General features: G+C 37.5%; 18 protein-coding genes. 6 read left to right on the forward strand and 12 right to left on the reverse strand.

The features are described 5' to 3' along the window. The first annotated feature begins 1 nt into the window (after position 1). Positions 2 to 595 (forward strand): YdeI/OmpD-associated family protein, encoded by a 594-nt coding sequence (locus DET49_RS13135; RefSeq protein ID WP_133548533.1) that lies wholly within the window; start codon positions 2 to 4, stop codon positions 593 to 595. A 134-nt stretch (positions 596 to 729) separates the two neighbouring features. On the opposite strand, the gene yajC is transcribed toward DET49_RS13135, so the two are convergent. The 4 genes from yajC to DET49_RS13155 form a co-directional block, all read right to left on the reverse strand. Then, positions 730 to 1,056, reverse strand: coding sequence for a preprotein translocase subunit YajC (gene yajC / locus DET49_RS13140; protein ID WP_133548534.1), 327 nt, complete (start codon positions 1,054 to 1,056; stop codon positions 730 to 732). A 3-nt stretch (positions 1,057 to 1,059) separates the two neighbouring features. Then, complete coding sequence (locus DET49_RS13145) at positions 1,060 to 1,521, reverse strand: DUF1573 domain-containing protein (RefSeq protein ID WP_133548535.1); 462 nt, start codon at positions 1,519 to 1,521, stop codon at positions 1,060 to 1,062. Positions 1,522 to 1,569: 48 nt separating this feature from the next. Beyond that, the gene (locus DET49_RS13150) at positions 1,570 to 2,514 is read right to left on the reverse strand and encodes a transcription antitermination protein NusB (protein WP_133548536.1); all 945 of its coding nucleotides are present in this window, start codon (positions 2,512 to 2,514) and stop codon (positions 1,570 to 1,572) included. 82 nt (positions 2,515 to 2,596) lie between these two features. Then, a complete protein-coding gene (locus tag DET49_RS13155) occupies positions 2,597 to 3,700 on the reverse strand; it encodes a Glu/Leu/Phe/Val family dehydrogenase (protein WP_133548577.1) in 1,104 nt (367 codons plus the stop codon). Between the two features lie 135 nt (positions 3,701 to 3,835). On the opposite strand from DET49_RS13155, the gene DET49_RS13160 reads away from it, so the two are divergent. Beyond that, the gene (locus DET49_RS13160) at positions 3,836 to 5,593 is read left to right on the forward strand and encodes an ABC transporter ATP-binding protein (protein WP_133548537.1); all 1,758 of its coding nucleotides are present in this window, start codon (positions 3,836 to 3,838) and stop codon (positions 5,591 to 5,593) included. Between the two features lie 74 nt (positions 5,594 to 5,667). Further along, positions 5,668 to 6,048 (forward strand): PUR family DNA/RNA-binding protein, encoded by a 381-nt coding sequence (locus DET49_RS13165; protein ID WP_133548538.1) that lies wholly within the window; start codon positions 5,668 to 5,670, stop codon positions 6,046 to 6,048. Between the two features lie 145 nt (positions 6,049 to 6,193). Here the strand turns inward: DET49_RS13165 and DET49_RS13170 are convergent, their stop codons facing one another. Then, positions 6,194 to 6,529 carry a tRNA-binding protein gene (locus DET49_RS13170; RefSeq protein WP_133548539.1) on the reverse strand — a complete coding sequence of 112 codons (336 nt, stop codon included), beginning with the start codon at positions 6,527 to 6,529 and terminating at the stop codon, positions 6,194 to 6,196. A 75-nt stretch (positions 6,530 to 6,604) separates the two neighbouring features. Between DET49_RS13170 and DET49_RS13175 the strand changes: the two genes are divergently transcribed. Beyond that, positions 6,605 to 7,174 (forward strand): thioredoxin family protein, encoded by a 570-nt coding sequence (locus DET49_RS13175; RefSeq protein ID WP_133548540.1) that lies wholly within the window; start codon positions 6,605 to 6,607, stop codon positions 7,172 to 7,174. A 138-nt stretch (positions 7,175 to 7,312) separates the two neighbouring features. Next, positions 7,313 to 7,954, forward strand: a complete 642-nt coding sequence (locus DET49_RS13180; RefSeq protein WP_133548541.1) for a peroxiredoxin — start codon at positions 7,313 to 7,315, stop codon at positions 7,952 to 7,954. Between the two features lie 133 nt (positions 7,955 to 8,087). Here the strand turns inward: DET49_RS13180 and DET49_RS13185 are convergent, their stop codons facing one another. From DET49_RS13185 to DET49_RS13205, 5 genes are all read right to left on the reverse strand, one after another. Further along, positions 8,088 to 9,020 (reverse strand): peptidylprolyl isomerase, encoded by a 933-nt coding sequence (locus DET49_RS13185; RefSeq protein ID WP_133548542.1) that lies wholly within the window; start codon positions 9,018 to 9,020, stop codon positions 8,088 to 8,090. Positions 9,021 to 9,071: 51 nt separating this feature from the next. After that, on the reverse strand, positions 9,072 to 10,703 hold the full coding sequence (locus tag DET49_RS13190; RefSeq protein ID WP_133548543.1) for an amidohydrolase: 1,632 nt from the start codon (positions 10,701 to 10,703) through the stop codon (positions 9,072 to 9,074). A gap of 77 nt (positions 10,704 to 10,780) precedes the next feature. Continuing rightward, positions 10,781 to 11,908, reverse strand: a complete 1,128-nt coding sequence (locus DET49_RS13195; protein ID WP_133548544.1) for a hypothetical protein — start codon at positions 11,906 to 11,908, stop codon at positions 10,781 to 10,783. 269 nt (positions 11,909 to 12,177) lie between these two features. Next, entirely contained in the window at positions 12,178 to 13,893 is a 1,716-nt protein-coding gene (locus DET49_RS13200) for a TonB-dependent receptor (RefSeq protein ID WP_317130323.1), read from the reverse strand. 40 nt (positions 13,894 to 13,933) lie between these two features. Further along, the gene (locus tag DET49_RS13205; protein WP_133548546.1) at positions 13,934 to 16,951 is read right to left on the reverse strand and encodes a tetratricopeptide repeat protein; all 3,018 of its coding nucleotides are present in this window, start codon (positions 16,949 to 16,951) and stop codon (positions 13,934 to 13,936) included. 161 nt (positions 16,952 to 17,112) lie between these two features. Between DET49_RS13205 and DET49_RS13210 the strand changes: the two genes are divergently transcribed. Continuing rightward, positions 17,113 to 17,796 (forward strand): cell division ATP-binding protein FtsE, encoded by a 684-nt coding sequence (locus DET49_RS13210; RefSeq protein WP_133548547.1) that lies wholly within the window; start codon positions 17,113 to 17,115, stop codon positions 17,794 to 17,796. Here DET49_RS13210 and DET49_RS13215 read toward each other — a convergent pair. After that, a complete protein-coding gene (locus tag DET49_RS13215; RefSeq protein WP_133548548.1) occupies positions 17,793 to 18,056 on the reverse strand; it encodes a YgjV family protein in 264 nt (87 codons plus the stop codon). The genes DET49_RS13210 and DET49_RS13215 overlap by 4 nt on opposite strands. A gap of 93 nt (positions 18,057 to 18,149) precedes the next feature. Next, complete coding sequence (gene typA, locus DET49_RS13220) at positions 18,150 to 19,949, reverse strand: translational GTPase TypA (protein ID WP_133548549.1); 1,800 nt, start codon at positions 19,947 to 19,949, stop codon at positions 18,150 to 18,152. Between the last annotated feature and the right edge of the window lie 53 nt (positions 19,950 to 20,002).

Here is a 20,002-nt window from a genome sequence, read left to right on the forward strand (position 1 = left end):
AATGGCTGTAAAATCGGTAGATCAGTATATTGAAACGCATCCCGGATGGAAGAAAAAACTGCATAGTCTTCGAAGCATTTTAGATGGTTTTGAATTGGAAGAATGCATAAAGTGGGGGGCTCCTGTTTATACTGTAAATGGTAAAAATATTATAGGGATCGCGGCTTTCAAGCATCATTGTGCATTTTGGTTTTTTAATGGGGCATTGTTGAAAAATAACACCGCATTGCTCCATAACGCTCAGGAAGAAAAAACCAAAGCTTTAAGACAAATACGGTTTATAAAAGATCAGCAAATAAAACCTGAAGTTCTTCGCAAATATGTATCTGAAGCTATAAAAAACCATCAGGAAGGGAAAGAGATAAAACCAGTAATTGGTAAAAAGCTAGTACTCCCTATGGAATTAAAAAAAGCAATGGAGAATGATGAAGGATTGAAAAAATCTTTTCTTCAGCTCACAAAAGGAAAACAAAGAGAATATGCCAACTATATTACTACGGCTAAACGGGAAGCTACCAAAGAGTCACGTTTGAATAAAATAAAACCAATGATTATAACCGGCATTGGACTTCACGATAAATACAGAAACTGCTAAATGGATTACTGAAAATTATTGTTTCTATCATCAAAATCCTGAAAAATGCTAGTAAACTCTTAAATTATTTAAAAATAAAATTCCCCAAGGCTTTGCCTCAGGGAATTCAAATTTTTAAGCTTAAAACAGAAAGACTATTTCTTTTCTTTGATGGCTTTTGCCTTAGATTCTTTTTCTGGTTTTGCCGGTTCGTTGAGTTTTTTACTCATTTCCATAGAGATGGAAGAACGATCAAAAGTTATCTTTCCTGCTCCGGTTTCTATAATCACCGCATTATTTTTTTCGCTAAAATCAATGACTTTCCCGTGCATTCCACTTTTGGTCACCACGCGGTCACCACGCTTTAATTCGGAGGCAAAATTACGTTCCTGCTTAGCTTTTTTCATTTGTGGGCGTATCATAAAAAAATACACTACCACAAACATTAATATTATGGGGGCAAATTGTGTTAATTGATCCATTTACTAGCTAGCGTTTTCTTCGGTTTCTACAAAGGCTTTAATTCTAAGACGCTCTGTTCCGGACTCCGTATTTGCTCTAACGGTTACTGTTTTAGTCACCTGTCCATTTCCAGAACCATTGAATTTAACCAACATTTCTCCGGTTTCTCCGGGTTGAATTGGTTCCTTTGTGTAAGAAGGCACGGTACAACCACAGGTACTTGTCGCATCTGTAATTACCAATGGTGCCTGACCTGTATTGGTAAAAGTAAAGGTATGTTCTACGTTTTTACCTTTTGGAATATTCCCGAAATCGTGTTCCGATTCCTCGAATTCCATCTTAGGATAAACTGTTGCCTGTGCATCACGCTCTGCTGCGCTTTCTACATTTTCGGCTTTTACTTTTTCCGAGGCGTTATTATTGTCTTTACAAGATGTAAAAAGCAGTGCCCCTACTGCAGCTAACATTAAGATTCCATTTTTCATAATTGTGAAATTTATAATTTAATTTTTAAAATTAAGAAATTTTATTCATTACATAAGGCCTCGCCCTACTTTATTTAACTTATTATCCTCTTCATATTCTTTAGACAGCTTGTCCAGTACTCCATTGATAAAAATACTACTTTTTGGTGTGCTATATTCCTTGGCAAGCTCCAGGTATTCGTTGATGGTTACCTTCACAGGAATTGAAGAAAATTTCAAAAATTCACAGATAGCCATTTTAATAAGAATCATATCAATTTCAGCAATCCGGTCTTTATCCCAATTGGGGGTTTTCCCTAGCATCTCATTGGCCAGGACATCATCATTCAAATAAGTTTTTCTAAATAATTCCTTTGCGAAATCCTTATCATCTTCATTTTTGTATAGTTTTCCAAGCTTGAGGTTTTCCCTCGAAATAGGTTTTAATTTCTGAAGAAATTTTAGCACAGCAGTATTTACTAAGGGAAGATCGTCAACCCAGGTTAGTTTCGCATCTTCTAAATAATCGTAAAGCTTTTCGTTTGGCGCGATAACTTCTTTAAAAATAGCGATTAAAAACTCTTTATCTTCTTTAAAATTCGAGTCACGAGTTTCCATGTAATTTTCATAGATGTCGCTCTTTTTTATTTCTTCCCAGATAATTTGCACATATTCATCATCCCTTTTCCAGTGGGTTATTTTTCTTGATTCAAATGCATCCCGCAAACTATCATTATTTTCCAGGATATCGAAGATAGCATTGGAAACAAATTTTTTGTTCGGATCTTTATCCTCGCTGGTAGCAAGGTGTTTCTGCTGGGATTTTTCTAAAAAGTTTTCGGCCTGGCCTTTCAATTCAGCAATGAGGCTTAATTGTACCAGGAAAAGATCGTACATCTCCTCCATACTCTTAAGCAGGAATCTCTCCTCGGTTCCCAGGTTATCGTTTTGGCTTTGGTTAAAGGCGTAGAGCGATTGCATTACTTTAACCCGGATATGTCTTCTTGTCAACATAAGTGTAAAAGAACTTTTTAGAATTAGAAAAGGCGAAAGAACATTCCTTCGCCTTGCAAAAATACCAAACTTTTGAAATTGACTACTTCAAATTTTGTTTTTTTCTGTCTTCAATACGTTGTTGCGCAATTTTAAGCGCCGCAAAATGTGAAGTCATCTCATCCCTGTCTGCTTTAGAAAGAATTTCAAGCGTAGTGTTATAGATATTTTCGGTTTTACGCATTATTTCTTTCTTATCATAATTTTCCAATTCAGCGTAAACATTAATAATTCCACCAGCGTTAATAAGAAAATCCGGAGCATAAACTATTCCTCTTTCCCGCAGTATTTTTCCGTGGGTAATCTCATCCGCCAGCTGATTATTCGCAGCTCCGGCAATTACTTTAGCCTTTATACGATTTACGGTATCGTCATTGATAGTAGCTCCAAGGGCGCAAGGGGCATAAATATCTACTTCTGCTCCGTATACATCAGCATCATTATAAATGAAAGCGCCGTATTTGTTTTTTACCGTTTCAAGTCGTTCCTGATTAATATCGCTGATAAAAACTTGGGCGCCATCCTGAGTCAAATGCTCTACAAGGGTTTCACCAACATGACCAATTCCCTGAACCAACACAGACTTTCCTTCAAGATCGTCTGTACCAAATTTATGCTTAGCAGCTGCCTTTAAGCCCATAAAAACACCGTAAGCTGTAATTGGGGAAGGATTTCCTGCGCCACCTTTATCTTCTGAAATTCCCGTAACATATTTAGTAACTTCTCTTACGGTATCCATATCGGCCGTTTCCATCCCTACGTCTTCAGCAGTTATATATTTTCCACTAAGGGAATCTACAAAACGCCCAAAACTTTTCATAAGCTCTGGAGTTTTTTGAGTTTTAGCATCACCTATAATTACTGCTTTCCCTCCTCCAAGGTTTAAACCGGTAATCGCACTTTTAAAAGTCATTCCCCGGGAAAGACGTAAAACGTCATTTAAGGCTTCCCACTCGCTGCTGTAATTCCACATCCTGGTTCCACCAAGGGCCGGTCCTAAAACCGTGTTATGAATACCAATTATTGCCTTTAAACCTGTATCTTTGTCGTTGCAGAAAACTACTTGTTCATGGTTATCGAAGGAGAGCTGACCAAATACCGGTGCAGACTTTTTAAGTTCATTTGCATTTAAAACATCAACTTGCATAACTTGTAACATTTTATAAATTAGTGTTTTCATTTTTCTGAAAATCACGGTGCAAAAATAAAGAATATTTCAATAAAGAGGTTTTTAAAACGTGTTAAAATGACATATCCTCAAAATTTAGTTTTTTACTTTTAGATGAAGAACCTTCAGTATCTCAATAAATATTTTCTAAAGTATAAATGGAAATTAATAGTAGGACTAATAATAACCATTGTTGCTCGAATTTTCGCACTCTATTATATCCCATTAATCGGGGATTCTACCGATGCGATAGAAAAATTTATAAATGGTGAAATAACTGCAATGCAAGTGCTTAGAACCGAGCTTGCCGTAAATATTGCACTTATTATTGGTTCTACCCTTATCGCCGCTTTTCTAACCTTTCTAATGCGGCAAACCTTTATCGTGGTTTCGCGGGATATTGAATTTGATCTAAAAAACGAGATTTATAAACACTATCAGGAACTCTCGCTTAATTTCTATAAAAAGAACCGTACGGGTGATTTAATGAATCGTATTAGTGAAGATGTTAGTAAAGTACGAATGTACCTGGGACCTGCAATAATGTATACGGTCACGACTTTCACTTCTACCATTGTCGTGCTTATTTTTATGGTTCAGGCAGCCCCTAAACTGACCTTATATACCGTGGCGCCACTACCTCTTTTGGCCTTCTCAATTTATAAAATAAGTGTAGCCATTCATAAGCGTAGTACCGTGGTCCAGCAGTACCTGTCTAAACTCAACACATTTACCCAGGAGAGCTTCAGTGGAATTGCCGTGATAAAATCCTACGGGATGGAAAACCAGATCAACCGAAATTTTGTAACACTCTCAAATGGAAGCCGTGATAAAAATATTGACCTTGTTAAGGTGCAGGCCTTTTTCTTTCCATTGATGGTCTTGCTTATTGGAATAAGTAACGTCCTGGTTATTTATATTGGAGGTAATCAATATATAGAGGGTAGAATTGAAAATATTGGTGTGATCGTTGAGTTTCTCTTATATGTAAATATGCTAACCTGGCCAATTGCCTCTATTGGTTGGGTGACTTCCTTGGTACAACAAGCAGAAGCTTCTCAGGAACGCATCAACGAATTTTTAGAAGAAGAGCCCGAGGTTACCAATAAAAAGAATACACCCGATGAAATTCACGGTAGCATCGCCTTTAAAAACGTGAGTTTCACCTATGACGATACGAATATAACAGCCCTTAAAGATGTTTCATTTGAAGTAAAAAGCGGTGAAACTCTGGCGATAATTGGGAAAACCGGGGCTGGGAAATCTACTATTTTAGAACTTATCGGTCGCCTGTATGATGTCCCTTCTGGTGAAATTTCTTTAGACGGAAGAAACATTCAGAACCTCAACCTGGATAGTTTAAGAAACAGCATCGGTTACGTTCCTCAGGATGCATTCTTATTTAGTGATTCTATTAAAAACAATATTAAGTTCGGAAAAACTGATGCCAGTGACCAGGAGATATTTGAAGCCGCTCAAAATGCCTCAGTACATAAAAACATCCTTGGTTTCAGCAAAGGTTATGAAACTGTGTTAGGCGAACGCGGAATAACGCTTTCAGGCGGACAAAAGCAACGCGTTTCAATTGCCCGAGCCATTATTCACAATCCTCAGATTTTGTTGTTTGACGACTGTCTTTCTGCCGTAGATACGGAAACTGAGGAAGAAATTCTTAATAACCTCTTTAAAATATCTAAGGAGAAAACTACTATAATTGTAAGCCACAGAATTTCTTCAGCAAAAAATGCAGATAGGATTATAATTCTGGAAGACGGTAAAATCGTTCAACAAGGTTCTCATTCCCAATTACTAAACCAGCAAGGCTATTACAAAGAATTGTACGCAAAACAGCTAAATGAAAAAGAAATGTGAAAATTTTTTGCTAGATGTTAAAAATTTTTAGATTTTTGAACAGTACTAAAACAAACTACTAAAGAATCTATTTTATGAGCGACAAGGGAATGATGGAGAAAGAAGAAATATTCTCTAAAGTGCTAAGAGCCGGAAGAAGAACTTACTTTTTTGATGTTAGGGCAACGCGTGCAGACGATTACTACCTGACTATTACAGAAAGTAAAAAGTTTACCAACGATGATGGTTCCTTTTTCTATAAAAAACACAAAATCTACTTATACAAAGAGGATTTTGCTGGTTTCAATGAAATTTTACAGGAGATGACAGACTTTATTCTAAACGAAAAAGGAGAGGAAGTAATAAGCGACCGACATCAGAAAGATTTTAAAAAAGAATATGAAACTTCAGAAAACGGTGTTTCGCAAGGGGTTTCTCCTGAGAAATTCACAGACGTAAGTTTCGACGACATTTAACAAGCCTTACTTTATTTAATAAAAAAACCGTCCTCGAGTATCCCTGGACGGTTTTTTTATGCTTCCCAAATAAAAATTGCGTAAAGACGGTGAGCCTTTCAAATTTCCTGTATATATTTTCACTCTTTTGACTCACAAGAAAACCTTAGCCCACACGCAAACCATTTTTCACCCTGGAGGCGGGATTTAATAACACAATATCGTTCTCATTACCAAGCGCGCCTAAAATTAGGCATTCGCTCATGATGTTAGCGATTTGTTTTTTAGGGAAATTAACCACAGCAACTATTTGCCGATTGAGTAATGCCTGTTTATTATAGCGTTTTGTGATCTGAGCCGAAGTTTTTCTTTGACCAATTTCTTCTCCAAAATCAATTACCATCTTATAAGCTGGTTTTTTTGCTTCCGGAAAATCGGAAACTTCGGTAATAGTTCCTATTCGCATATCTACTTTCTCAAAATCCTTCCATGAGATTTCCATAGTTTAATTTTTAAACCAATTTAGAAAAAAAGTCCAAATTCCGAAGTGAATTTGTAAATTTATAAGAAAAGTGAGATGACCAGAACCGCTTCAAATATGCTAGCATTGGGCACAACAGCCCCATGTTTCAATCTGGTAGATGTAATTACGAGCAATAGGTTTTCCCTGAAGGATATTAAAGGAAGTAAAGGGACCTTAATTATGTTTATATGTAATCATTGTCCCTTTGTAAAACACGTAAACGAAGAAATTGTTAGGCTTGCCGGTGATTACCGCATTTTAGGTTTTGGTTTTGCTGCCATTATGAGCAACGATGTAGAAAATTTTCCCGCCGATCATCCCGATAACATGAAAGAAGTAGCCCGGAAACACCAGTATTCTTTCCCCTATCTCTACGACAAAAACCAGGAAGTAGCCAGGGCCTATAAAGCTTCCTGTACTCCAGATTTCTATCTTTTTGATGAGGAACTTAAATTGATTTATCGTGGCCAATTGGACGATTCCAGACCTGGAAATGGAATTCCCGTAAACGGACGACACTTGCGTGACGCTATGGATGCCGTGCTTTCCAATAAAAAAGTTCAGCAACATCAAAAACCCAGTATGGGCTGCAATATAAAGTGGAAATACAACCCGGAATCTTAAAATTCTGACTAGGCTGCTTGATTTGAAAACATTTATCAGTTAATTTTATCACAAAGCAAATAAATCCTATTGGTTTGATAGGTTATCCTGGAAATTATTCTTTAAATTTATATTTCGAATCATTAAAAATATTGCATTATGAGCGAATTAAAATTAGGAGATAAAGCACCAAACTTTGATGCAGAAACTTCAGAAGGAAAAATCAATTTTTATGATTACTTAGGAGATAGTTGGGGTATTTTATTTTCGCATCCTGCTGATTACACACCGGTTTGTACAACTGAGCTAGGTACCGTGGCTAAATACAAAGATAAATTTGAAGCGCGCAACACCAAAGTCATGGCGCTAAGCGTAGATGGCGTAGAATCACATAAAGGCTGGATAGATGATATTAACGAAACACAAAATACTACGGTAAATTTTCCAATTATCGCCGATGAAGACAAAAAAGTTTCCAACCTATACGGCATGATTCACCCAAAGGCAGACAATACGCTAACGGTTCGTTCCGTTTATGTAATTGGACCTGATAAAACTATCAAATTAATGATTACCTATCCGGCCAGTACCGGAAGAAATTTTGATGAACTACTCAGGGTAATTGATTCTTTACAACTTACGGCTTACCAAAAAGTGGCTACTCCGGCGAACTGGAAACAAGGTGAGGATGTTGTGATCAGTCCTGCAGTCTCTAATGAGGAGGCTAAAAAAATGTTCCCAAAAGGTTTTAAAGAGGTAAAACCATATCTTAGAATGACCCCACAACCGGATTCCAAGTAAATTGAAGTCTAGGCAAATTTCCTGAAATGAATTTTTCAAAAGCAGGAACACAATAATAAATAGGTAAAAAGACCTCACAGATTCTTATTCTTGTGAGGTCTTTTTCATTTAACCCTTAGCTTAGGTAAGGCTCTTATTTGACTGCAACCAATTCTACATCAAAAACTAAAGCGGCGTTTGGAGGAATAACCCCTCCTGCTCCCCGTTCCCCGTAAGCTAAATGTGAAGGAATTACAAAACGTGCCTGGTCTCCTGCATTCAACAGCAGGATGCCTTCGTCCCAACCCTTTATCACATGACCCACTCCTACTGGAAACTCCAGGGGTTGCTTCCTCTTATATGAAGAATCAAAAACGCTTCCATCAGTAAGCATCCCTTTATAATGTACGGAAACGGTTTGTCCTTTTTCCGGTTTGGACCCTTCTCCTTTTCTTTCAATTTTATATCGAAGTCCACTTTCAGTCGTTTTAAAACCTTGAGATAGTTTCCCAAGTAATTCTTCCTCCCTCTGCTTTGCGGCTTCTTCTCTTTTGGCTTTAGCACCATCAAACTGTCTAAAAGATTCTACAGCATTAAAATTTTCCGCATTTTCTCCAGACCTTATAATTTCCAGTTTTTCGATTTTATCACCTTGGACAATACTATCAACTATATCCTGCCCTTGGATTACACTTCCAAAAACAGTGTGCTTTCCATCTAACCAGGGGGTTGCTGTATGGGTGATAAAAAACTGGCTCCCATTGGTTCCCGGACCTGCATTAGCCATGGAAAGTTTTCCAGGCGCATCGTGCTTTAATTCGGGATGAATTTCATCCTCAAATTTATAACCCGGACCACCAACTCCTGTTCCCTGGGGGTCACCACCCTGAACCATAAAATTCGGAATCACTCGATGGAATTTAAGATCGTTGTAATAAGGTTTTCCTTGCGGAAAAGCATCATTCTCTAACTTACCTTCAGCAAGCCCCACAAAATTTCCCACCGTTCCCGGTACCTTCTCATATTCCAGTTCCACTAAAATCTGGCCTTTAGTGGTATAAAATTTAGCATATAATCCGTCGTTCATTTTCTTGTATTTTTTTTAAATGCAAAGATATCCTTTTTTAGTAAAATGTGTTTAATATACCTTTTCACCGTTTAAATAAGTTTCCACAACTTTAATCTGAGGAATTTCTGAGACATCCACAGTCATAATATCTCTATCCAGTATTATAAAATCGGCGAACTTCCCAGCTTCGATACTTCCTTTTTCCTCTTCCTCAAAATTGGCATATGCCGCCCAAATGGTCATCCCTTTTAAAGTTTCTTCGCGTGTTAAAGCCTGCTCTTTCATAAATCCATCCTTTGGAAAATTATCGGTATCCTGTCTTGTTACGGCCGCATAAAATGTTAAAAATGGATTTACTTCTTCCACGGGAAAATCAGTGCCTAAAGCAACGATTCCAGCTTCCTCCAGCAGTTTCTTGTAAGCGTAGGCGCCTTCCCGCATCCTTTCTTCGCCTAAGCGATCCTGGGCCCAATACATATCGCTGGTAGCATGGGTGGGCTGAATAGAAGGAATAATATTCTTACTGAAATATTTAAAATCTGAGGAATCTATTACCTGTGCGTGTTCTACTCTCCAACGACGGTTTGGCTTGTCTTTTAAAAGCCTATCATAAGTTTTTAGGACTAGGGAATTTGCTGAGTCACCAATAGCGTGAGTATTTAGCTGAAATTTAGAGGCCGCTACCCGCTTTGCTGTTTCTTCAAAATCTTCAACAGGTGAAAGCAAAGCGCCAAAATGCCCAGCCCGATCGCTGTATTGCTCTTTTAGAGCAGCCCCCCTAGAACCCAACGCACCATCACCATAAAATTTGACGGAACGTACATTTAATCGTTCGGTTTTTATCGGGCCTTTATCCAGATAAAAGTCCAGGTTTTCTTCGGTATTGCTGATCATTGCATATAATCTGATTTTAAGACTTCCCTGGGTATGCAGGCTATCCATTAATTCAATGGTTTCTTTACTGATACCAGCATCCACAATAGTAGTTAAACCGTATTTAAAGGAGATTTCTTGAGCATCCAATAAGGCGTTTACCTGATCACTAATGGTGGGCTCAGGTTGCGCATTGGTAATTAGGCTCATGGGATTGTCTATAATTATACCAGTTAACTTACCGTCTCTTTGCTCAATATCACCTCCACTAAAAGAAGTTTCAGTAGTAATCCCTGCTTTATCCAAAGCGGCTTGATTAACAAGCAAAGCATGTCCATCTATTCGGGTTACGGCTACTGGCGTATTTGGGAATAATTGATCCAAAGTATCCTTGGTTGGAAATTGTTTGTTTTCCCAGTCGTTTTGATCCCATCCTCTTCCGGTAATAAATTCTACATTCCTTTTATTCTGAAAATCTACAATACGTTGCACTACTTCATCAAAACTTTTAGTGCCGCTAAGATCTACCCTTTGTTGCTGAAGTCCCAACCTATAGAAATGTGCATGGGCATCAATTAAACCAGGGAAAACACTTTTACCCCCGACATCCAGTTTTTGAGCTATAGTATATTTCTCCTGAAGTGCTTCGGCAGAACCAACTTCAAGAAACTTTCCATCTTTAGTTACAAAGGCCTCAGCCGTACTAAAATTGTCATCCACAGTATAAATTTTAGCATTATATACCAGCAGGTCAGCTGCATCTTTGTCCTGAGAATTACAGGATATTAGCACAATGCTTAGGAAACTAAAAAGTAATATATTCTTCATTATTTATAATTTTGGATAAAAATAAAAAATGCGCCCGTTAAAGGCGCATTGTCAATGTTTTTATTTAATAGCAAATTCTAAAAAATCGCATTAATAATTTGTTCTCGAATACTTTCATTGGCCGCTGCAGCTAGGGCCACAGAAATAAACAGACCAATCATGGCATAGGCAAAATCTTTAAATATCATTCTTCCGGCCTTCTTGCGATGTTTCTTGCCTTTTTTATTCCTGGCCAAACTTATCGCAATCTCCCTACCTCCAATAACACCAAGGAAAACCCAGGTAGTACTCATAGGTACCGTGCTGATAAATAATTTATAAATAAGAAGAATTACATAGGTAAAATCAACTAAGGTAGCCGCTCTAATATCTGATATTCGGGATTTTTCACTAACTACTTCCTGAATCTTATCTCCTCTTAGGTAGAATAACAAGCCAAGGCCACCAAAGATAGTAATGGCAAAAATTACAAATTGAAAGGTATCAAGGGTTCTAGGAAGAAACACCGCTATATTAGCACCATCCTGCATAACCCAAACTCCCCAAAGTGTACCACTTACGATCCATTGAACTGTGGTCCAGCTATTATTAAATTTCCTGCTTTTAAAATATTTCCTTATAAAATTATAAGAGAAATACCAAACCAAGAACGATAGGATAAAAGCCATTATATAACCAGACCAGCTCTTCCATACTACCGAGGTAATCCCGGAGGTATCAGCACTAAATACACTTAAAATAAGAAAGGTGGTAGAAACCGGCATTTTCAGCCTGGTTAGAATCAATAGTACTAAAGGCGCTATGATTTGAAAAAAGCTGAAGGTTTCCGGGTGTGGATAAGGGGAACTGCCATCAGGCTTCAATAACCGCTGGAATGTAACATCTCCATCATAATAAATCCAACTAAAACTGACTACCGCAAGAAAAATAACCCCTACGTAAAGCCATAAAATCCACCAACGTTGAGATTTATTACTTTCAATAAATGTTCCTAAGGATTGGATACTATCATTGGCCACAGTAGCATAAGCGGCAAAGAAAAAACCTAGCCACATTGCCGCTGTCTTATTACCGGTAAATATACCAGCCATAATAATTCCGACAATTACAATTGCAAGGAAAGCTTTTTCCTGAACCATAAAGTCCAGGATATTCAAATATGGACGGGACCTATCACTGCGTTGAAACTTTTTGCCTTTTGCCATTTATGAAGCTGTTTTTATAATACTTATTTTTAGAACCTGGTCTCTTTTAAAAAGATCGCTTTAAAAATTGGGTACAATATTACTTAGTTCTAATGTTAATTTTTAATTTTCAATGTTGTGTTATTGTTAAGGAATTACCAGTACAATACATCCCCAAACACCTGAATTCAAGATAGGTAAGAGGTAGTAATCCTAAATATACATTATTAATAAACCAAAAAAGCACCTATAATAGATGCTTTTTTAAAATTTAAGAAGTCTTTTTTTTATTAAAAATCAAATTTATAGGTGGCTCCAGCAAGAACCTGTAATCCCTGAACCGTGTAATTAGTCCAGCGTTGATAATTATTATTTAATAAATTACTCCCCTTTGCAAATACGGAAAGCCTGTCGTTAAATCGATATCCTAAATTGGCATTTACATCGAAATAGCTATCCAATTCAATTAAATCTAATGTGGGTTGAGTTGTCGAAACCATCCTTTCCTGATCAAAGCGTTCCCCTACATAGAATAAATTGGCTCCGGCAAACCACTTTTCACTAATTTGGTAATCGGCATTTAGAGTAGCTTTAAAATCTGGAAGATTCCATGCCTCTGCCTCATTTGTAGTATTATAACTAAAATATTTAGCATCAATTCCTAATCGGAAATTTCTGTTGACATCTACGTTTAATTCTCCGCCAATTGAAAATGTTTTTACATCATCATAAACCACTTCAAAGGAATTTCCATAGGCATAATTTTCAGTAGTTACCGTGTTGGCCTGAGGATTCCTTTTAAACAGCGCCTTATTAAACTGAGACTCATAACCAGTCTTGAAATTATAGGAAATATCGTTACTTAATTTCCCTTTAGCTCCTATGTAAGCATTATACTCATTATCTGTAGGCCTTATTTCTAAAGTTGGGGAAACATAAGGATTCTCCTGAATAAACTCATAGTATGTGTTCTGTTGCAAACCACCCTCTAAACCGGCATAAGGCGCAAAATAATCTCCAATAAGTTTATAACTAGCCGTTACTTTGGGATAGATATAAAAACTACCGTCGCTATTTTCCACATCCTGGCTATAGAAGAAAGCTACTCCAAGATTTACAGTAAGATCTTCTCTTAAAATCAATAAGCTAGGATTAATACCGAAATTCATAAAAGTATAATCATAGTTTTGTGTTCCCAGAAATTGCTCTCCCATTTCGCCGTTCAAAAGGTCGGTATAAATATTGGTGGTAATCAATTCATCGGCAATATTAACTTCAAAAGTACCTCGGGCATTGAAATGGTTTTCTGATGTTGAATAAGAATCCCCAGTATGCCTAAAGGTTGCCCTGGCATTATCAAAAAAGGAATCGTACATCACTATTTCTCCCCCCGCGTAGGCTGAAAAATAATTCTGTGAAGGTTCGATCGCGTTTAATTCTGAATCCGAAAAATCATCTTGCGGTAACCCATACCAGTTAAAAAGCTGATGTTGTGCACCAATTTCCGTTTTCCAACCTAAATCTCTGGTTTTTGAATTATAATTTAAGTTGAGCTCGGTATCATAAAATTTGTCGTCCAGTGCTATTCCATCAATGCCACCTTGCGAGGAATTATGATTTAGAAATACACCAAAATTATCGGTACGGTTCACTTCAAGATTCGTGTAAAATTCAGCTAAAAAATTGCCATAATTTCCAAAACCCAGACTCGCATAATTATCATAAACCTTTATAGGGCGCTCCCTCTCCACCGTAGTTGCTCGACCTTTAGCAGGGGTAAAAGTCGAGGCTACAGGCACTGAAAATATACTGTATTGTACTGCCCGCTTTTCAGTCCTAACTGAATCTGACTCCGAAGGGGTTTGTTTTATTTTATTGGCATCCTTCACTGTTGGGGTGTAGGGTTTCACCACTGTTACTGTTTCGCTATCAATAGGATCCTGAGCAAAAAGAACCCCACCGATTAAAAACATACTTAAAAACAGGCTTCTTTTTATTGAAAACATTTGCATATAGAAATTCTTAAATGTTAGATTGAAAGTTGAATTAGTTATTTGCTTCTACTGAGGAGTTTGTTTTTGCTTCCTCTGCCTTTATCCTGGAAAGTTCTTCTCTTGCTTGCTGAACAATTTCAGGATAGTTAGGGAAGTTCTTAATTACGTTTTCCAAAATATAAGTGGCCTGGTAAGCATCATCCAATTCCGAGAAGTTATCCGCCATTAGCACCAGGCCTTTAGCTCCCCAGCGTTTATAGCCGGAAAATTCTTTTGCAAGAATTTGTATGGCCGCGTTAGAAGCTTCATAATTACCGCTATCATTTTTAAAATAAGCGTCATAATATAGGGCCTCTGCAGCCAATTCACCCCGGGCTGTTTTTTGAACCTCAGAATAAGCTTCTTTCGCTTTACTCATATTTCCCGAAGCAAAAGCAGCACGAGCTACAATAACCTGCGCATCATTTAAAGCTTCAGCATCTGAGGCGGAATTTGCCAATACCTTCTCGGCATACTTAGCTGCTTTTTCCGGTTGATTTAATTCCAAATAAGATTTCATAAGGTTAGATTGTGCAAAAATCACATTTTGCTCAGTACTAGCTTCCTGCTCTAATTTTTCTAAATACCCTACTGCTTCCCTGTAATTTTGATTTTCCAGCAAGATTTCAGATAATCTTGAAAGCGACTCTTCGGTAAACTCATTTTTAGGCTTATCAACTACAGAGCGATAGTGCACCGCAGCTTTATCAAAATTTTGGTTGCGGTAATACAACTGGGCTAAATAAAAGTTAGCGTTGATGGAGTGAATTCCATTAGGAAAACGTTGCAGGTAATTTTCAAATCCGCTAATTGCCCTGTCGTATTCATTATTGAAATATTGATTTTCGGCAGATTCGTAAGTCGTATTATCCAGATCAGCATCGGTAACCTCAACAAAATCTATATCTTTTACCCAATTGGCATATTCGTCAGTGCGGCCAAGATCAACATATACCCTCCTTGCAGTTGAAACTGCCTGCATTGATTCCGGTGTATTGGGATAGTCTCTTACTACTTTCTTCAGCTTTTCAAGAGCTTGGTTTCCCTTGTCAGAATTATAGTAAATCAAGGCCTGTCTCAGCATTGCTTTGGGTACAAAAGCGCTTTGGTCCACTTCCCTTATCAAACGCTCATAAGTTGCTAAGGCCTCATCTGTATTTTGGGCAGCTACATATGTATTCCCTAACTCAAACATCGCATCGTCCCTAAAAGAGGATCTTGGATAATTGTTTATAAAACTACGAAGCTCAGTAATTTTAGTATCTCTTCTATCGATAAATCCGTAACTCATTGCTTTTTGAAAAGCAGCATAATCATTCTCGCCACTTAGGCTAAGGGCTTTATCGTAAGCTTCTATTGCCGGCCAATACTGACTACTAACAAAATATGTGTCTCCCAGTCGCAATAAGGCATCATTTCTGCGAGCAACTTCATTAGACTCATCTTCAGTATAGCGTTTAAAATATTCTATTGCCCTGGCGTATTCATTCTTTTTGAAATATGCATACCCAAGGTTGTAATCCAGATTCTCCAGTTCCTCAGTGCCCTGTGCAGCATTCATTCCGGCAAACTCCCTGTAACCAATTATCGCCTGGTCAATCCTATTAATGTTATACTCACTTTCTGCTTTCCAAAAAGTGGCCTTGGCTGTAATCTTTTGATCTCTTGGTTCAGAAAGTGCCTTTTCAAAATTAGTGATGGCCTCAGCATATTGGCCATCCTCGTATAGCTGAAGTCCGTAATAATAAGCTACTTTTTGGTAAGCCTGCATATCGCTAAAGTTGCGGTTGTTTTCCAGCAGTCGCATGGCTTCCTCAAAGTTGCCCGAAGTAAGAAAAGAATCAATGAGTAAGCTTTCCATAGCTGCTCTGTTTTCAGATTCAGGATACTTTTCAATATAATTAATCAAAACCTGAGAGGGACTCTCGTAACTGTTCCCAATCTCATAACTTAATTTTGCATAATTCATATATGCATCTTCCTGAATTTCTGGATTAAAATTCATTTCACTGGCATTTTTAAACGCATTTAGAGCCTGTTGCTTTTGATTGGATTCCAGGTACGATTGTGCTAGGTGGTAATATGCATTTTGGGCGATTTCATTATTGCCATCTATAATTTTATTGAACTCAGAGATCGCTTTTTCGTAATCTCCCTGTTTATAATAGGCATAACCCAGCTGGTAGTAATCGGTGTTATTCCATCTTCCACGCAAGCCGTCGTATTCCTTTAAATACGGCAATGCCTGTTCATATTGCTCTAAGTTGAAATAACTCTCACCGATAATCTTATTGAGCTGGGAACGTTCTAAACGATTAGAACTTTGCAATTGTTTTTTAGCCAATTCAATAGCTTCTTCAAAATTTCCGAGTTTAAAATTCATATCGGCTTTAAAATAGGACAGGTCTTCGCTATACCGCTCATTTTCACTTACCGCTTCAAAATTCTCGTTAGCTTCTTCATAATCTTCCCCTTCATAGGCCATATAGCCTATATAGTATTTCGCCTGTGAGCCATATTCCTTGGAATCACGAACTCTTTCTAAATATTTCCGGGCCTCTTCATATTGTTTTGCTCTAAAATAGGCATAACCATTATTAAAGTAAAAACGCTGCTTATCTGCGCGACTCATACTATTTTCGTCAACTTTATCATACCACTTGCGCGCCAGGGAATATTTTCCGGTTTGGAAATAATAATCGGCTACGTCAAGATAAGCAGAGTTGGTTTTTGTGCTGGTTGGGTACCTGCTAACAAAGCGTTCCATAAGCATATCAGCGCCAGGCTGATTTAACCTTACAGCTGCATTTGCAATATAATAAGCACAGTCTCCTTCAATTTTTTCGTCCTCAGTTTGTTCTTTGACTTCATCAAACAAGTTTTGGGCAGCCAGAAATTGCTGATTATTATAAAGTTCAAGGGCTTTATTAAATTCGGCAAGATCGTGCGTATAAGTGGCCGATCGCTGAGAAATTCCATTAAAAGAAAAGAGAATTAAAACAACAAACAGGATAATTTTGTTAGGTGTCATTTATAGATTTTTAAGTTGATGATTCAAAGATAATTTAAACCTTGCTTTATTAACGCCGATATAAAGTGATAATTATGTTAATGTAAAAAAAAGTAAACCTCCGCCTTTTGAAAAATGTATATTTACCGATATTTTTACCCTTAAGAAAAGCCTTATAATTTATGTCTGTTACCGTCCTGGAATTAAAGAACGCTGCAATTTATCAGCGTGAAAGCCTTATTTTATCTGAAGTCGATGTTGAAATAAACAAAGGCGATTTCGTCTACTTAATCGGTAAGACCGGAACCGGGAAAAGTAGTTTTATGAAAACACTTTACGGCGATTTACCCCTTACCGAAGGAGAAGGAACAATAGTTGATTTTAATTTGCGAACACTTAAGGAAAAAGACATCCCATTTTTAAGAAGGAAACTCGGTGTGGTTTTTCAGGATTTCAAGTTGCTCACCGATAGAAATATTAAGGACAATTTACTTTTTGTACTGAAAGCTACGGGCTGGAAAGACCAGAAAGCGATAGACCTTAAAATAGATGAAGTTTTGGATAAAGTAGGAATGAAATCCAAAGGATTCAAATATCCTTATCAGCTTTCGGGTGGAGAGCAACAGCGCGTAGCTATTGCGCGTGCACTTTTAAATGATCCTGAGCTTATCCTGGCGGATGAACCTACCGGCAACCTGGATCCGCAAACCTCGGTAGAAGTTATGGAAGTGCTTCAGGAAATCAGCAAAAATGGTAATACCATTCTTATGGCTACCCATGATTATGCTTTATTACTTAAATATCCTTCAAAAACATTAAAATGTGATGGACAGCGTGTTTTTGAAGTAGTTCAAAAATCCCTTTAAGGCTGAACCTCATCAGCTTTTACCCTATACATTTTTTTATTGATAAAAAGATAATAAAAATTCACGCTTACAATTACGGCATTGGTAATAATTACCGGAATAGAATTGATTAAAATTCCATAGATAATAAAGAAAATACAGCCCAGACTATTTACTATTCTAAGATTTAAAATATTCTTCATCAAGAAAGAAATCGCTACGAAAAATGAGGCCAGATAACCTGTCCACTCCACAAAGCTTATTCCTAAAAATTCATTCATAACTCAAAATTCTTAAAAATCAAAAGCCCATCACAAGGACGGGCTTTACTATTATAATTCTGAATAAAACATTTAGTTAAACCATATGTTTCATTACACTATTTTATTTCTCTTTCGTTCGTTTTCAGTCAGATAGATTTTCCTAAGTCTTAGATGCTTTGGCGTAACTTCCACATATTCATCTTTCTGAATATATTCTAAAGCTTCCTCCAAAGAAAACTTAAGTGCTGGTACAATCTTAGCTTTATCGTCGGCACCCGAAGAACGAACGTTCGAAAGCTTCTTAGTTTTAGTAATATTAACCGCCATATCATCCTGACGTGAATTTTCACCAATCACCTGACCTTCATAAATTTCCTCTCCCGGATCTACGAAAAACTTTCCTCTATCCTGAAGTTTATCTATAGAATAAGGAATTGCCTTTCCTCTTTCCATAGAAATTAACGATCCATTTTGTCTTTGGGGAATGCCTCCTTTCAATGGCTGATATTCCTTAAATCGATGCGCCATAATAGCCTCTCCCGCTGTAGCAGTAAGCAACTGATTACGTAAACCAATAATCCCTCTGGAAGGAATCATAAACTGAATAATCATTCGTTCGCCACGAGTTTCCATGCTTAGCATTTCTCCCTTTCGCATAGTTACCATTTCCACAGCTTTTCCAGAAACTTCTTCAGGCAAATCTATAGTCAATTCTTCTACAGGTTCACATTTCTCACCATCAATTTCTTTGATAATTACCTGTGGCTGACCAATTTGCAATTCGTAACCCTCTCTTCTCATTGTCTCGATCAAAACCGAAAGGTGCATTACTCCTCGACCGTAAACTAAAAATTTATCTGCACTATCAGTTTCCTTTACCCTAAGGGCAAGATTTTTCTCCAGTTCCTTGGTAAGTCTTTCTTTTATATGCCTTGAAGTCACAAACTTTCCATCTTTTCCAAAGAAAGGAGAGTCGTTAATTGTGAAAAGCATACTCATGGTAGGTTCATCGATAGCGATGGTTTTTAAACCTTCTGGATTTTCAATATCAGCAACAGTATCACCAATTTCAAAACCTTCCAGACCAACGATGGCACAGATATCACCCGGTTGAACCTTTTCTACTTTTTTACGGCCTAAACCTTCAAAAATAAAAAGCTCTTTAATTCTTGTCTTTTTAATACTACCGTCACGCTTCACTAATGAAACTTGCATACCTTCCTTTAAGTTCCCTCGCTGCACCCTTCCAATAGCAATTCTTCCGGTAAAGGAAGAGAAGTCCAGGGAAGTAATAAGCATTTGTGGAGAACCCTCCTGAACTTTAGGCGATGGAATGTGTTCCAAAACCATATCAAGGAGCGGTTCAATATTTTCTGTTTTCACATCCGGATCGTCGCTCATCCAGTTGTTTAATGCAGAACCATAAACTGTTGGGAAATCAAGTTGCCATTCCTCAGCACCGAGTTCAAACATGAGGTCAAAAACCTTTTCATGAACTTCATCTGGAGTACAGTTTGGCTTATCTACCTTATTCACTACAACACATGGTTTTAGGCCAAGGTCAATAGCTTTTTGTAATACAAAACGGGTTTGTGGCATTGGACCTTCAAAGGCATCTACAAGCAGTAGTACCCCATCGGCCATATTCAGTACTCGCTCTACTTCTCCGCCAAAATCGGCGTGACCAGGAGTATCTATAATATTGATTTTGGTGTCTTTATATACTACCGATACGTTTTTTGAGGTAATGGTAATACCACGTTCACGTTCCTGGTCATTATTGTCCAGGATAAGATCTCCTGTATTTTGGTTATCTCTGAACAAACGGCAGTGATACATAATTTTGTCTACCAGGGTAGTCTTACCGTGGTCTACGTGCGCGATAATCGCGATGTTTTTAATAGCTGTCATATAAGCGCCTCATTTTTAAGGCTGCAAATGTACGGCTTATTTTAAAGAAACAA

It is taken from the genome of Salegentibacter sp. 24 (assembly GCF_004362395.1).
Lineage (GTDB): Bacteria > Bacteroidota > Bacteroidia > Flavobacteriales > Flavobacteriaceae > Salegentibacter.